General features: G+C 39.9%; 12 protein-coding genes. 1 reads left to right on the forward strand and 11 read right to left on the reverse strand.

Going from position 1 to position 15,455, the window contains the following annotated elements:
* Positions 1-81: 81 nt before the first annotated feature.
* The 3 genes from icd to WDJ61_RS13590 form a co-directional block, all read right to left on the reverse strand.
* The gene (gene icd, locus WDJ61_RS13580) at positions 82-1,350 is read right to left on the reverse strand and encodes an NADP-dependent isocitrate dehydrogenase (protein ID WP_338750614.1); all 1,269 of its coding nucleotides are present in this window, start codon (positions 1,348-1,350) and stop codon (positions 82-84) included.
* A 112-nt stretch (positions 1,351-1,462) separates the two neighbouring features.
* The gene (gene citZ, locus WDJ61_RS13585) at positions 1,463-2,578 is read right to left on the reverse strand and encodes a citrate synthase (protein ID WP_338750616.1); all 1,116 of its coding nucleotides are present in this window, start codon (positions 2,576-2,578) and stop codon (positions 1,463-1,465) included.
* A 282-nt stretch (positions 2,579-2,860) separates the two neighbouring features.
* A complete protein-coding gene (locus WDJ61_RS13590) occupies positions 2,861-3,319 on the reverse strand; it encodes a DUF441 domain-containing protein (protein ID WP_338750618.1) in 459 nt (152 codons plus the stop codon).
* A 120-nt stretch (positions 3,320-3,439) separates the two neighbouring features.
* Here WDJ61_RS13590 and ytvI point away from each other — a divergent pair, with 120 nt between their 5' ends.
* On the forward strand, positions 3,440-4,570 hold the full coding sequence (gene ytvI / locus WDJ61_RS13595) for a sporulation integral membrane protein YtvI (protein ID WP_338750620.1): 1,131 nt from the start codon (positions 3,440-3,442) through the stop codon (positions 4,568-4,570).
* A gap of 128 nt (positions 4,571-4,698) precedes the next feature.
* Here ytvI and WDJ61_RS13600 read toward each other — a convergent pair whose 3' ends face one another.
* The 8 genes from WDJ61_RS13600 to dnaE all read right to left on the reverse strand — a co-directional run bounded on the left by WDJ61_RS13600 (position 4,699) and on the right by dnaE (position 15,346).
* Positions 4,699-5,088: an FxsA family protein gene (locus WDJ61_RS13600; RefSeq protein ID WP_338750622.1), complete on the reverse strand. Its 390-nt coding sequence runs from the start codon at positions 5,086-5,088 to the stop codon at positions 4,699-4,701.
* Between the two features lie 75 nt (positions 5,089-5,163).
* Complete coding sequence (pyk, locus tag WDJ61_RS13605; RefSeq protein WP_338750625.1) at positions 5,164-6,927, reverse strand: pyruvate kinase; 1,764 nt, start codon at positions 6,925-6,927, stop codon at positions 5,164-5,166.
* 28 nt (positions 6,928-6,955) lie between these two features.
* Positions 6,956-7,915, reverse strand: coding sequence for a 6-phosphofructokinase (gene pfkA / locus WDJ61_RS13610; protein WP_338750627.1), 960 nt, complete (start codon positions 7,913-7,915; stop codon positions 6,956-6,958).
* A gap of 225 nt (positions 7,916-8,140) precedes the next feature.
* Positions 8,141-9,094 (reverse strand): acetyl-CoA carboxylase carboxyl transferase subunit alpha, encoded by a 954-nt coding sequence (gene accA, locus WDJ61_RS13615; protein WP_338750629.1) that lies wholly within the window; start codon positions 9,092-9,094, stop codon positions 8,141-8,143.
* Positions 9,091-9,963, reverse strand: a complete 873-nt coding sequence (gene accD / locus WDJ61_RS13620) for an acetyl-CoA carboxylase, carboxyltransferase subunit beta (RefSeq protein ID WP_338750631.1) — start codon at positions 9,961-9,963, stop codon at positions 9,091-9,093. The genes accA and accD overlap by 4 nt, the downstream gene beginning before the upstream one ends.
* Before the next feature lie 66 nt (positions 9,964-10,029).
* A complete protein-coding gene (locus tag WDJ61_RS13625) occupies positions 10,030-10,641 on the reverse strand; it encodes a FadR/GntR family transcriptional regulator (RefSeq protein WP_338750633.1) in 612 nt (203 codons plus the stop codon).
* 4 nt (positions 10,642-10,645) lie between these two features.
* Positions 10,646-11,884: an NADP-dependent malic enzyme gene (locus tag WDJ61_RS13630; RefSeq protein ID WP_338750635.1), complete on the reverse strand. Its 1,239-nt coding sequence runs from the start codon at positions 11,882-11,884 to the stop codon at positions 10,646-10,648.
* 114 nt (positions 11,885-11,998) lie between these two features.
* Positions 11,999-15,346: a DNA polymerase III subunit alpha gene (gene dnaE, locus WDJ61_RS13635; RefSeq protein WP_338750637.1), complete on the reverse strand. Its 3,348-nt coding sequence runs from the start codon at positions 15,344-15,346 to the stop codon at positions 11,999-12,001.
* Between the last annotated feature and the right edge of the window lie 109 nt (positions 15,347-15,455).

Here is a 15,455-nt window from a genome sequence, read left to right on the forward strand (position 1 = left end):
TAAGTGCCTCCCTTAAAAATACAAATAGAATATGTAATACCGAGGTGACCGTTTACGAGATCACCTCGGGCAAATGACCAATTACAGGTTTTTAATTAATTCATCTGCGAATTCAGAAGTTTTAACTTCTGTTGCGCCTTCCATTAGGCGAGCAAAGTCATAAGTAACGACTTTAGAAGCAATTGTTTTCTCTACTGATTTTGTAATCATTTGAGCCGCTTCATTCCAGCCTAAATGCTCAAGCATTAACACGCCTGAAAGAAGAACAGATGAAGGGTTTACTTTGTCTAAGCCAGCATATTTTGGAGCTGTACCATGTGTCGCCTCAAAAATAGCATGTCCAGTTTCGTAGTTAATGTTCGCTCCTGGAGCAATACCGATACCGCCGACTTGAGCAGCTAATGCATCAGAAATATAATCTCCGTTCAAGTTCATTGTGGCAACCACATCAAACTCTTTTGGACGAGTTAAGATTTGTTGAAGGAAGATATCAGCAATCGCATCTTTTACGATGATCTTGCCAGTTGCTTCTGCATCAGCTTGTGCTTTATTAGCCGCTTCTGTACCTTGCTCTTCTTTAATTTTATCGTATTGAGCCCAAGTAAATACTTGATCGCCGAATTCTTTTTCAGCTAACTCATATCCCCAGTTTTTAAAGGCACCTTCAGTGAATTTCATGATGTTCCCTTTATGTACTAAAGTAAGGGACTTGCGGCCTTCTTTAATCGCATAGTTGATCGCTGAACGAACCAAACGGCTTGTACCTTCTTTTGAAACTGGCTTAATTCCAAGACCTGATGTTTCAGGGAAACGGATTTTGTTAACTCCCATTTCATTTTGAAGGAAGTCTAATAACTTCTTAACTTCATCTGAGCCTTCAGCATATTCAATACCTGCATAAATATCTTCTGTGTTTTCACGGAAAATAACCATGTCAGTATCTTCTGGACGTTTGATCGGTGAAGGAACTCCATCGAAGTAACGTACCGGACGAAGACATACAAATAAATCCAGTTCTTGACGTAGCGCCACATTTAGTGAACGAATCCCACCGCCAATTGGAGTTGTTAAAGGACCTTTAATTGCAATTAAGTATTCACGAATTAAATCTAATGTTTCTGCCGGAAGCCATTCACCAGTTTTATCGAAAGCTTTTTCCCCAGCGTATACTTCTTTCCACTCGATTTTCTTTTCACCATTGTAAGCTTTTTCAACAGCTGCATCTAATACACGAGAAGCTGCTGCCCAAATATCAGGACCAATTCCGTCCCCTTCGATAAATGGAATAACCGGATGATTTGGTACGTTTAACACACCATTTTGTACAGTAATTTTTTCGCCTTGAGTCATCTTACAATACCTCCAATTCCAGAATCAAAGGTTAGAGGCATAGGCCATCTAACCTTTGTACTTACTTTATATATTACACCAATTTTTATTCATTTTGTAAATATCAGAATTATTAACGCTCATTAATCGGCACAAATTTTTGCATATCTGGACCTGTATACTCCGCGCGTGGACGGATTAAACGGTTGTTTGAATATTGCTCTAAAATATGTGCTAACCAGCCAGATACACGGCTTACAGCGAAGATCGGCGTAAATAAATCATGCTCAACTCCTAAGCTGTGATACACAGACGCAGAATAAAAGTCTACGTTTGGCGGCAGATTTTTTTGAGATGTCACTAATTCTTCAATTTGTGTAGACATTTCATACCATTGCGGTTCTCCAGTGATTTCTGTCAACTTTTTAGACATTTCTCTCAAGTGTTTCGCACGAGGATCACCTTTACGGTATACGCGATGACCAAATCCCATAATTTTTTCTTTGTTGTTTAATTTGTTTAAAATATATGGTTCTACATTATCGACTGAACCAATTTCAGAAAGCATTTTCATTACCTGTTCGTTAGCGCCACCATGAAGAGGTCCTTTTAATGCACTGATCGCTGCAGTCACACCAGAATACACATCTGATAATGTCGCTACACATACACGAGCCGTAAATGTAGAGGCATTTAATTCATGATCAGCATGCAAAACAAGCGCTTTATCGAAAGCTTCCACTTCTATTGCTTCAGGCTCTTTGCCAGATAGCATATACAAGAAGTTCGCAGCTAGTCCAAGGTCTTTGCGTGGAGCAACTGGCTCTTGGCCTTTACGAATACGCGCAAAAGCTGTAACGAGCGTAGAAATTTTCGCTTGAAGACGAATGGCTTTTCGATAATTAGCCTCGTCAGTCATCACATCTGCTTCATCATCATATAAACCTAATAAAGAGATTGCGGTACGTAATGCTGCCATCGGATGGACTTTATCAATAGGATACATTTTAAAGTGGTTAAATACTTCTTGAGGAATATCATAATTATTCGCTAATTGTTGCTTCAATTCATCCAGTTCAGTTTGTGTAGGAAGACGGCGGTGCCAAAGCAAATAAATAACTTCTTCAAAGCTTGCATTCTCTGCTAAGTCATCAATGTTATAGCCTGCATATGTAAGAGTATCATCAATAATGGAACTAACTGATGACGTTGTTGCAACTACTCCTTCTAATCCACGAGTTGTAGTCATAGGTTTTCTCTCCTTCGCCTTTAAATTTCCCCATGTACCTTTTCAAAACCATTATTGTAATCGAGCAATTGCTCAGCAACTTTGAAGTAAAAGTCAACATAGCTTTAAGAAAAGGTTGCGCTTTCATTTCTTATTATAAACAACTATCTATGTTTTGTGAATCGAAAGCGTCGAAAAATAGTCAAAAATATTTTGTTTTACAAATAAAATTAAGGATTTTTTCATGTTATACTGAAAAATTATTTACCTTCCTAATATTATACATTTAAAATGATGAAATATCTATTGAAATATTTCAAATATTTTCATTGTTACGTACGCAATACCCGCTCCGATTACCGGACCAACAGCTACACCATTAAACAATGCTACTGCTGCGATCGTTCCTAACACAAGAGCGGTTGTAATATGAGGGTCCTCAGCTAGTAAAGTGATCCCTTGTTTACCTAATAAGGCAACTGCCATGCCTGAAACAAGCGCAATCCAAGCAGCTGGAGATTTGAGTGCTTCTTGCAGTTCTTTAAATCCAATCTCACCTGTAGCAATGGGAGCTAAAACAGCGATCGTAATAATCGTCACTCCCCAATTGATTCCTTTTGATTGGAACATAGAAAAGAGCTTTTCATCCGCACCAATTACTTTCATCACTAGTAAAACGGAGACAGCGATTAAAAGCGATTGATTCTTGGCGATGACACTAATAAACAATAATAACACTAAAAATAAATAAGGCTGTAACATAAACAATCCTTCCTTTTATCAAATTCTTTTTTCTTTCTTCTGCTAAGTTTTATCCTTTTCTTCAAGCAACCAAACCGTTACAATAAGTACAAACATTTGCTTATTAACGGAGGTATGTGAATGAATCCGGTCAACAGGGATAGACTCGTCAGATTTTTGATTGTCGTTGTATCCACTGTCTTACTTTTTCTTGCTTTATATTATATCGCAAAAGTAACTTATCCTTTTATTATAGGATTCGCTATTGCGTTTTTAATGAAACCCTTTATCCGTTTTTTAGAAAACAGAGCTAAACTCCCGCGTTCTGCAGCTGTAGTGACGTCAATCATCACCATTATCGCTTTGTTTGCTGGTCTAGTCACACTACTCATTGCTGAAATTGTATCAGGTGCGAATTATTTCGCTAGGGTTGTGCCAAATCATATCAACACAATGGTGAAATATTTTGAAGAATTATTTACTTCTCAAATCATTCCTTTTTACGAACGAATATCCGGCATGTTCCAATCGTTAGGAACGGATCAGCAAGAGGCGATTTTAACGAACATCGAAAATGCTAGTGAAACATTCGCTTCCACAGCTGGAGATTTTTTACAAAACTTCTTTTTGAAGCTACCTAATTTAGTATCTTGGATTCCTGATTTTGCCACTGTGATTATCTTCTCTTTCCTTGCCGCCTTTTTTATTAGCAAGGACTGGGAACGACTTCAACAGCGCTTCTCTACCTATTTACCAAATAAAGCTTCTTTTAGCTTAATTCGAGTATTCTCTTCATTGAAACAAGCGCTGTTTGGTTATATAAAAGCAACGATGACGCTCATTTCTATCACGACGTTCATTGTATTGATTGGTTTTCTTATATTAAAAGTCAACTATGCTATTACACTGGCTTTAATTACCGGCCTCGTTGATGTTCTTCCTTACTTAGGAACAGGGACTATATTTGTTCCGTGGATTATTTATGAATTTATTACTGGGGATATAAGTCTTGCCATTGGGCTAACTATTCTTTACACTATCGTCGTTGTTCAGCGTCAAATTATGGAGCCAAAGGTTTTGTCATCAAGCATTGGTTTAGATCCACTCGCTACCTTAGTTTCTTTATTTATTGGTTATAAGCTTGTGGGCTTTTTCGGACTTATTTTAGGTCCGGTGACATTAGTGATTCTCAAATCACTACAAAATGCCGGTGTATTTTCGGATCTTTGGAATTATATTATGGGAAAAGACATCCCTACGGCACGAAAATAAAACGTCAGCATAAACGCTGACGTTTTTTATTTCATGGCTTTGTGAAGCAATGGTGTTGATGACTCATTCATGCGAAAGGGCCAGTTTGCACAAATGAGTCAAACGTCAACACTACACTTCAACATAGCCTATTTCATAATAATGATATTGCTTCCACCTTGGAACCAACGACGAAAAAATTTGTACAGAAGCGGCTTAAAATATTTCCTCGTGATCGGAAATAGTAATAAAAAGCCTGTTATATCTGTAATAAATCCGGGAGTTAATAGCAGAAGCCCTCCTACTAATATACAAACGCCATCTATAACCGCATCTCCTATATACTGGCCGGTTTGAATGTCCGCTTTCAGCTTTTCAATCGTTCGTAACCCTTGTTTTTTTGCCAAATACGCTCCTAGAAAGCCGGTTCCTAAAATAAGTGAAATTGTTAACCAAATACCTAATGTTTTCCCAAAATACATCAATAGCCCAAGTTCTACAGCTGGAATAATAATAAGGAATGGAATAATCACTCTCATTGAATCATTCTCCTTTATAACCTTCAATCATGAATTTATTATAACATCCAGCCTGAAAATAGAGAAAAAAATAGCTTATAATACGTTTGCGTGACCGTTGTAAATGATTCCCCGAGCGGCATCAACCGTAATTTCCTGTCCATCATTCAAAATAGACACAGCTTTTTCCACACCAACAATCACTGGAATCCCTAAATTGATACCGACAACAGCCGCGTGACTTGTAAGTCCGCCTTCTTCTGTAATGACAGCAACACATTTTTCAATCGCCGGTACCATCTCTTTATCTGTACCGAGCGTCACTAAAATGGACCCTTCCTCGACTTTCTCAAGAGCTTCAGCAGCATTTTTGGCAACCACCACTTTGCCGTAAGCGGATTTGCGACCAATGCCTTGTCCTTTCATCAAAACATCACCAACGATATGAATTTTCATTAAGTTCGTTGTACCCGATTCACCGACTGGAACACCTGCTGTGATCACGATTAAATCACCATGTTCGACAAGACCTGTATTCAAGCTTTGTTGCACAGCTAACTCAAGCATTTCATCCGTTGTTTTCACTTTCGGTCCGATGTTTGGAAAAACTCCCCAAACAAGTGAGAGGCTTCGAGATATACGCTCACTCGAAGTAACCGCCACGATCGGTGCTTTTGAACGGTAACGAGAAATCATTCGAGCTGTATGACCACTCTCTGTCGGTGTTACAATCGCTTTAACGTCAAGATTATTTGACGTATGTGCAACCGATTGTCCGATGGCATCTGTCATTGTATGGCGATCACTTAATTTACTACGGTTAGTCAAAATATCCGAATAATTAAGAGCCGTTTCTGTACGGTCAGCAATATTATGCATCGTTTTCACCGCTTCGACTGGGTACATACCAGCAGCTGTTTCTCCTGACAGCATGATCGCATCCGTTCCGTCGAAAATGGCATTTGCTACATCACTTGCTTCTGCGCGTGTTGGGCGAGGATTGCGCTGCATCGAATCAAGCATTTGTGTTGCCGTAATGACTGGCTTCCCAAGTACATTACATTTTAAAATCAAATTTTTCTGCACAAGTGGTACTTCTTCTGCTGGAATCTCTACTCCTAAATCCCCACGTGCCACCATCAAGCCATCAGATACTTCAAGAATGCTATCAATATTGTCTACACCTTCTTGGTTCTCGATTTTTGGGATGATTTGAATATGGTCCGCTCCATGCTTTTCAAGTAATTCGCGGATTTCTAACACATCTGAGGGACGACGAACGAAGGAAGCCGCAATAAAGTCAATGTCTTGTCGAATACCAAATTCAATATCTTCCGCGTCTTTTTCAGTGATTCCTGGAAGGTTGACAGACACACCCGGTACGTTAACGCCTTTTTTATTTTTTAATGTGCCACTATTTAATATTTTTGCCTGAATTTCATTTTGCTGTTGATCAATCTCAACAACTTCTAGAGCAATTAATCCATCATCAAGCAAAATCTTGCTTCCTTTTGTTACATCATTTATTAAACCACTATAGGTCACAGAAAATTTCTCAGGTGTACCAAGAACTTCCGCCATAGAAACAACAATATCGTTGCCTGCTACTAATTCAATCGAGTCATTTTCCATATTATGTGTTCGAATTTCCGGACCTTTTGTATCCAATAATATGCCTACTGGTTTTCCTGTCATCTCTGCTGCTTTTCGAATCGTTTGAATACGTAACGCGTGTTCCTCATGATTACCATGAGAGAAATTTAACCGAGCCACATTCATTCCTGCTTCAATTAAACTCGTCAGCATTTCTAAGCTTTCACTCGCCGGACCAATCGTACACACAATTTTTGTCTTTCTCATTTTTTATCCTCCTAAACGTAGGTGTTTCTTAAATGGATAATTCCTTTGATAAACGATAAATATCTAAATCAAGTTGATGAGGCATGGCTAATGCTTCACTAATATCGTAATCGACTAATTGATTTTTCTCAATCCCTACTGTTCGCCCACCTTTTCCTTCTATGAGCAACTCTACAGCTCTAGCCCCAAGACGACTAGCAAGCATGCGGTCAACAGCAGTTGGAGAGCCTCCTCGTTGCATATGACCTAAAACAGATACCCTCGTATCGAATTGAGTCTCTTCTTCTAGCTTCTTCGCAAATTCATTTCCGCTCATCACGCCTTCAGCCACAATAATAATACTATGTCTCTTGCCACGCTCATGCCCTTTAAGTAAACGGTCTTTAATAGAATCCATATCGAATGGGTCTTCCGGAATCAAAATCGTTTCTGCCCCTCCAGATAATCCTGCCCAAAGTGCTAAATCACCTGCATTTCGTCCCATTACTTCTACAACAAAAGTGCGCTCATGTGAACTTGCCGTATCCCTAATTTTATCGATGGCATCAATCACTGTATTTAATGCGGTATCAAAGCCGATTGTGAAGTCCGTTCCTGGAATATCATTATCAATTGTACCAGGCACGCCAATACAAGGAAAGCCAAGTTCTGTTAGCGCTTTAGCTCCGCGATAAGAACCATCTCCACCAATCACAATTAATCCCTCAATGCCGAGTGCTTTTAATTGTTGGATCCCTTTCAACTGCCCTTCTTTTGTCACGAATTCTTGGCATCTCGCTGACCGAAGCATTGTACCGCCACGATGAATAATATCACCGACCGATCCTACCTCCATCTTTTCTATCTGACCAGTAATTAAGCCTTGGTATCCTTGATAAATACCATACACTTCTACTCCTTGATAAATCGCTTTCCGAACAACGGCACGTACAGCAGCATTCATACCTGGTGCATCGCCACCACTCGTTAAAACTCCGATGCGCTTCACATTGATCACCTCATAACGGTTTTTTATGTAATTGTCATTCAAAAGTTCTCTTATCTATTTTAAAATAACAGAAAGGTCTGACCTTCACAACGATGAATCATAGCTTTACCAATAAATAATAAAGTTTTAAAATTGGAAACGTTTACTTTCTATATTTCTCTAACTAAACGAGCGTTCATAAAAAAGAGAACAAGACCTATGTAGGTAGCTTGTTCTCTTTTCTTTCTATTCTTGCAAGTATTCACCGATTTTTTTGTATTTTTCATAGCGCTTTTCTAAAAGCTCTTCAGATGATTGGTTCAATAATTCGGCTAAAGAGCTTTTTAGCACTGCGTCTATAAATTCCGCTTGCTGCTTGACGTTACGATGAGCGCCACCGCTTACTTCTGGAATAATTCCGTCAATAACACCAAGTTCTTTTAAATCGCCAGCAGTAATTTTCATCGTCTCAGCTGCTCGCTTCGCTTGAGAAGCATCTTTCCATAATAAAGCAGCTGCTCCCTCTGGAGAAATAACGGAATAAGTGGAATTTTCAAGCATAAACAAACGATCTCCTACACCAAGAGCTAACGCGCCACCGCTGCCACCTTCTCCGATCACTATACAAATCACTGGAACGTCCATGCCTGCCATTTCAAATAAATTTTTAGCAATGGCTTCACTTTGTCCACGTTCTTCCGCCGCTTTCCCAGGATAAGCACCTTTCGTATCAATTAAACAAATGATCGGACGTTTAAACTTCACCGCTTGATTCATGAGGCGAAGCGCTTTTCGATAGCCTTCTGGATGTGGCATCCCGAATGTACGACGAATATTTTCCTTCGTGTCACGACCGCGCTGATGACCGATAACCGTGACTGGAAGCCCTCGATATTTCGCCACTCCACCAACAATGGCCGCGTCATCGCCAAACAAACGATCTCCATGCAGTTCCATGAAATCTGTAAACAAGTGTGCAATGTAGTCAAGTGTCGTCGGTCGCTCTGGATGACGAGCCATTTGGACGCGATCCCATGGTCTCATGCTTTCATAAATATCTTTCTCTAGCTTGCGCAGTCGCTCTTCAAGCTTTTCAATTTCCTCCGTTAAATCAACATCTGAAGTGGAGGTAAATTCTTTCAATTCTGCAATTTTCTCCTTTAGCTCCAACACCGGCTTTTCAAATTCTAATCCTATCATGCCAGTTCACCACCCGGTTGATGTATATCTAATAATAGACCGATTTGTTCCTTCATTTCATGACGATGAATAACCGCATCTAACTGACCATGCTTTAATAAAAACTCAGCTGTTTGGAAATCCTCTGGAAGCTTCTCGCGAATTGTTTGTTCAATAATGCGTCTCCCAGCAAAACCAATTAACGCTCCTGGTTCCGCAAAATTGTAATCGCCTAGCGAAGCAAAACTTGCAGATACGCCTCCAGTTGTCGGATGAGTCATAATAGAAATAATCAATCCACCTTGGTCGCTAAAGCGTTTTAAAGCCACACTCGTTTTCGCCATTTGCATTAAAGACAAGACGCCTTCTTGCATTCTAGCTCCTCCAGAAGCTGTAAAAATAATAAAAGGTACACCAAGACGACCTGCTTCTTCAATCGCTCTCGTAATTTTCTCCCCTACGACAGACCCCATGCTCCCCATTCGGAAGTTTGAGTCCATAATCGCTACGACAACATCATAGCCATTGACTTTACCTACACCAGTTAAAATCGCTTCGTTCAGCTTTGTTTTTTCCCGATCTTTCTCGACTTTCTCGATATAGTCTGGAAAACCAAGCGGATTCGTTGAGCGCAAGCTTTCATCTAACTCTGTAAATGTGCCCTCATCGATAAAAGAATCTCGACGTTCAAAGGCATTCATCCCATAGTGATAGTCACACTGCAAACAAACATGCATATTTTTCTTTAATTCCTTTGTATACATGATTTTTTTGCATTTTGGACACTTCTGCATAATCCCTTCAGGAACATCTTGTTTGCTCGCTGCAGAAGGAATGGTCGCATACTTTTTCTTCTTCGGCTTTTGCTTATAAAATAAATCTTTAATCAACGTGTATCCTCCCCCTGTAAAGGCTTTCAACTCGTTTAGTTGAGATTTCTATTCGTACTAGATGATTTAACTAAGTTGCTTGTATGCTTCAAATATAGCTTGCATATTTTTCATTTTTAATTGTTCAATTAAGTGAAAGAAATGGGGCTTACTATTAACCATGCGATCTACTCGATAAAAGGAAGCAGCATAGTCCGAGACAATCATCCAGATCTTTCTCAGCAACTCATTCCCGCACAATTCCATCATAGAAGAAAAGAACTCCTCTTCTGTATAATCATCGGTCTTCATTTCTTCTGCAATGATCGATAGTTCTTCTTCTAAGTTACCCTGTTGAATCACAAAAGATAGGCAACCAAGCTCCACGATTTCTTTCGTTCGGATGACATCCTGCTTCTTCTCATCCGTTTGTAAAATAAATGTACTAAGAAGTTCAATTAGCCGATGATCACGAAAGTCACGGAGAAAAGTTCCTTCTCCGCGCTTCGTTTCAATCAGCCCAAGCAATTCAAGTGCTCTAAGTGCCTCCCTGACAGAAGAACGAGCAACGGATAGCCGCTCCGATAGTTCTCTCTCAGAAGGAAGCTTATCACCTGGAATCAAGCCATCTTCCAAAATGATGTGCCGGATTTGCCCGACCACTTTCTCAAACTTGGAATGAGAATGGGAGGATTTCACCCCATTATTCTCCTTTTCCAATAACCGATAATTGCATCGTCCGCTCTCTAATTTCTTCTGGATCGATTTTCAAGCGAGCAACACCTGTTTCCATTGCCGCTTTTGCTACGGCTGCTGCAACTGCTGGTGCGACTCTTGGATCAAACGGACCTGGAATGACATAGTCAACGTTCAATTCCGCTTCAGAAACTAAACCAGCAATGGCTTCTACTGCTGCTTGCTTCATCTTTTCGTTAATATGCGTTGCACGTACATCAAGCGCTCCACGGAAAATACCAGGGAAAGCCAACACATTATTGACCTGATTTGCAAAATCTGAACGTCCTGTCCCAATCACTTTCGCCCCAGCTGCTTTTGCCTCATCTGGCATAATTTCAGGCATTGGATTAGCCATAGCAAAAATAATTGGATCTGGATTCATCGTTTGGACCATTTCTTTTGTTAACGCACCAGCAACGGATACACCAATAAAGACATCCGCTTCTTTAATTATGTCTTCTAATGTTCCTGATTCACAGTTTCTATTTGTATGTTTAGCCACTTTTTCCTTCACAGGATTCATACCTTCCGGACGCCCTTCATAAATCGCCCCACGAGAATCACACATGATGATGTTTTTTACACCGTAGCTAATTAACAGTTTAATAATAGCAATGCCTGCTGCTCCTGCACCGTTCGCAACTACTTTAATATCGGTCATTTGTCTGCCAGTCAGCTTCAATGCATTGATTAAGCCCGCTACTGTAACAATCGCCGTACCATGCTGATCATCGTGAAAAACAGGAATATTCGCTTCTTTCTTCAAGCGTTCTTCAATTTCAAAACAGTTTGGCGCAGCAATATCTTCTAGATTGATACCGCCAAATGTCGGCTCCATTAACTTCACTGCTTCAACAATTTTGTCAATGTCATTTGTATTTAAGCAGATCGGAAATGCATCGACACCAGCAAAGCTTTTAAATAGAACTGCTTTCCCTTCCATAACAGGCATAGCTGCTTCTGGACCAATATTTCCAAGTCCTAGCACAGCTGTTCCATCAGATACGACAGCTACAGTATTACCTTTTATTGTGTAGTCATAAACAGTTTCTGGTTTTTCATAAATTTCTTTGCAAGGTTCAGCTACACCTGGTGAATAAGCAAGACTTAAATCTTTAGCATTTTTCACCTCTGTTTTAATACCTGTAGACAATTTACCTTGATTGACTTTATGCATATGTAGTGCTTCTTCTCTAATCGACACTCTCGATCACTCCCTAATTTAAACAATCCATTCTTCATCTCTTAAGTGGTCAGACCACATTTTTTCCTATTACAAAACAATAAACTATGAAGAGAAGGTTGTAAAGTATTAATGTTACTTCAACACAACATGATCTTTTCCAACAGCCTTTTCTAACTGTGTCATTAGCTCCTCTGATGGCTTAATCCAATTCTTCTCTCTTAATTTCACCGTTTGATGAGTTCGTTCATAATGTAGTACAACGGGCGTCTGTCCTTGAAACCTTTGAAAGATGTGATGAACATCTTCAAGAACTAAATGTTCATCTGGAGTATGAGGAATTTTGACATACAGCGTTTTGTTTCTTTCTTCCTGCAACATTTGCAGTTCCTCTACTGTTTGGACGTTTTTAACCACCAATTGCTTTTTTTTATTTCGTTCCTCTACATCTCCCTTTACTAAAAGAATGGAACCATCTTGCAACAAAGTGGAGACTTTTCGATAGATAGCTGGGAAAACGACGCCTTCTATTTCTCCACTCTCATCAGATAGATGAATAAAGGCCATGCTCTCTCCTTTTTTCGTACGAATCGCTCTTACTTCATTCATAAATATACCAACCACTACTTGACGATGCCCTTGCAACAATTGGGCAACAGGAACAACCCTGAACCCACTAAATATTGGCTGATAAGGCTTTGTCGGATGAGCGGATACATACACACCTAACACTTCTTTTTCCAAGGCAAGCTTCTCTTGGATAGTAATCGGCTCCGCCTCGACATATTTTGGCTTTGGAAAAAAGTCTGTATCATTAAACAAACCAAGTCCCTCATCTTCTGGTCCGACAAGCTCCACATGATCGATCGCCACATCAAGACTTGCTAATAAAACGGCACGATCCTGACCAAACTCATCGAATGCTCCTGAAAAGATCAGCGACTCTATCGCTTTTCTGTTCACAATTTTCAAAGGTACTCGCAGACAAAAATCAAACAAATCAACAAAGGGGCCCTTCTCTCTTGCCGACAAAATGGCTTTCAGCACACTTGCTCCGATTCCGCGAATCGCCGCTAAGCTATAGCGAATGCCACCTTCCTCTGCTTTAAAAGGAAAGTGACTATTATTAATAGAAGGAGGAAAAACTTGAAGACTCATCGTTTTCGCTTCACTCATGTACTGTTTCACTTTCTCTTCATTGCCAATGGCAGATGTTAAAAGTGCCGCCATAAAATTAATGGGGTAATGGGCTTTTAAATAAGCAAGCTGATAAGCAATGAAACTATAAGCAACCGCATGACTTCGGTTAAATCCGTAGTTGGCAAATTGAACGATTAAATGATACACCTTGTCCGCCGTTTCTTCACTATAGCCCTTTTGACGTGCTCCATTCACAAAATGCTGACGCTCAGCATTAAGCACTTCCCTCTTTTTTTTGCTGACAGCTCTCCTTAATAAATCAGCCTCTCCTAATGAAAAACCCGCTAGTTGCGAGGCAATTTGCATAATTTGCTCTTGATAAATTAACACGCCATAGGTCGGTTCTAAAATTCCCTTTATATCCGAATGAGGATATTCAACAGGCTTTCGACCATGCTTGCGATCAATGTACGTAGAGATATTCTCCATTGGACCTGGACGATAAAGTGCATTCACCGCCACAATATCTTCAAAGTGACTAGGCTTTAAACGCATCAGTACCTTCCGCATGCCTTCCGACTCTAATTGAAAAATGCCTGTTGTTCGCCCTTCTCCCAATAATTGAAAGGTTTGACTGTCTTGTAAAGGTATATTCTTCAAATTCAACTTTTTTCCTTCTGAATAATAAATAGATTCTAAAATCCGCTCTAAAATCGTTAAATTTCGTAGACCAAGCAAATCAATCTTTAACAAACCTAACTCTTCTAATATATCCATCGGAAACTGAGTAAGAAAAATCTGATCATGCCCTTCTTGAATGGCAATGAGGTCGGTTAGTGGTTGTTCAGTAATGACCATTCCAGCTGCATGGGTAGACGTATGTCGCGGAAGCCCTTCTAATGTTAACGCTGTTTTATATAGTTTCTCATTACTTGAAGATGCTCCAACCCATTCACGAAACTTCTCCGACTCTTCATACACTTGCCGTAACGTTAAGCCAGGACGTGTTGGAATCATTTTTGACAGCTGTTCAAGCTCTTTCGTTGAAAAACCGAACGTTCTTGCCACATCACGCATCACAGCCTTAGCAGACAATGTACCGAACGTAATAATTTGTGCAGCATGCAGCGAACCATACTTCTGTGAGATATACTGAATCACTTCATCGCGACAATGGTCCGGAAAATCTAAATCAATATCCGGCATCGATACACGTTCCGGATTCAAAAATCGTTCAAATAACAAACCGTATTTCAGCGGGTCCACCGTTGTAATATCGAGAACGTACGCAACAAGTGAACCCGCAGCTGATCCCCGTCCCGGCCCTGTTAACATCTGTTGGCTTCTTGCAAACTTCATAAAGTCCCAAACAATCAAAAAATAGTCGCTAAACCCCATGCGTTCAATGATGTTTAATTCATAAAGCAGCCGATCTTTATACTCCGGCTGATGAGCTAAGTCAGCTTCTTCTAATCCTTTAAAGCAAAGCTCTTGCAAAAACTCTCCTGCAGACTTTCCTTCCGCATGTGGAAATCGCGGAAGCAATTGGCGACCAAAAGCTAGCTCTACTTCGCAAGCAGCGGCAATTTCATTCGTTTGCTGTAATGCTTCCGGAACATCTGAAAACCATTCAGTCATTTCTTGTTGCGAAGTGAAATAGGCTCGTTGATGATCATCTATCATTGGATCAGCTAGCTGTTCACCATCACGAATCGTCTGCAAACACTGCAATGAAAAAGCCTCATCCTTTTCAATATATGCCACTTGATGAGTCACAATCAGTGGGATGGAAAGTTTCTCGCTTAAGGTTTTCATTCCTTCGTTAACGAGCTCTTCCTCTTGCTTCCCATGCCGCTGCAACGATAAGAAAAAGTGACCTGGTTCAAATAACTGGTTAAAAAACTTAGCTACCTCTTCAGCCTTTAACACATCTTTTTGAAGTAAACCTTCAATTTCCCCTTCTAAACCTGGAGTAAAAGCAAACAAGCCATCCGAATACCCTTTTAGCCATTTAATCGGAATGCCGTCTTTTGCTTTTGTTTGAATGACACTTGAAATTTTCAACAAATGATGATATCCAGTATTATTTTTTGCTAGCAGCACGAGCGGATACGAACAGTCATTTGTAAATTCACTTTTCACATCGACTGTTAAGCCGATTAACGGCTTAATCCCTTCTTTTTTACACGCTTGATAAAAAGGGATCACTCCGTACATGACATTGCGATCTGTAATCGCAAGTGCTTTGTAGTCAAGTTGTTTTGCTTTAGCAATGAGCTTATCAATTGAAATGGTGCTCGAAAGCAAACTATAACCTGTCTGAATTTGTAAATGTGTGAACATCTGATCATTCCCTTATTTACAGATTTCATCCTGTATTCTACCTATATTATAAAGGGGAGAGGAAAAAAAAGAAAATACGTTCTGTTTTCATACAAACTTGAACATTTGC

The sequence above is a fragment of the Bacillus sp. FJAT-52991 genome (assembly GCF_037201805.1).
Taxonomy (GTDB): Bacteria; Bacillota; Bacilli; order Bacillales; family Domibacillaceae; genus Bacillus_CE; species Bacillus_CE kandeliae.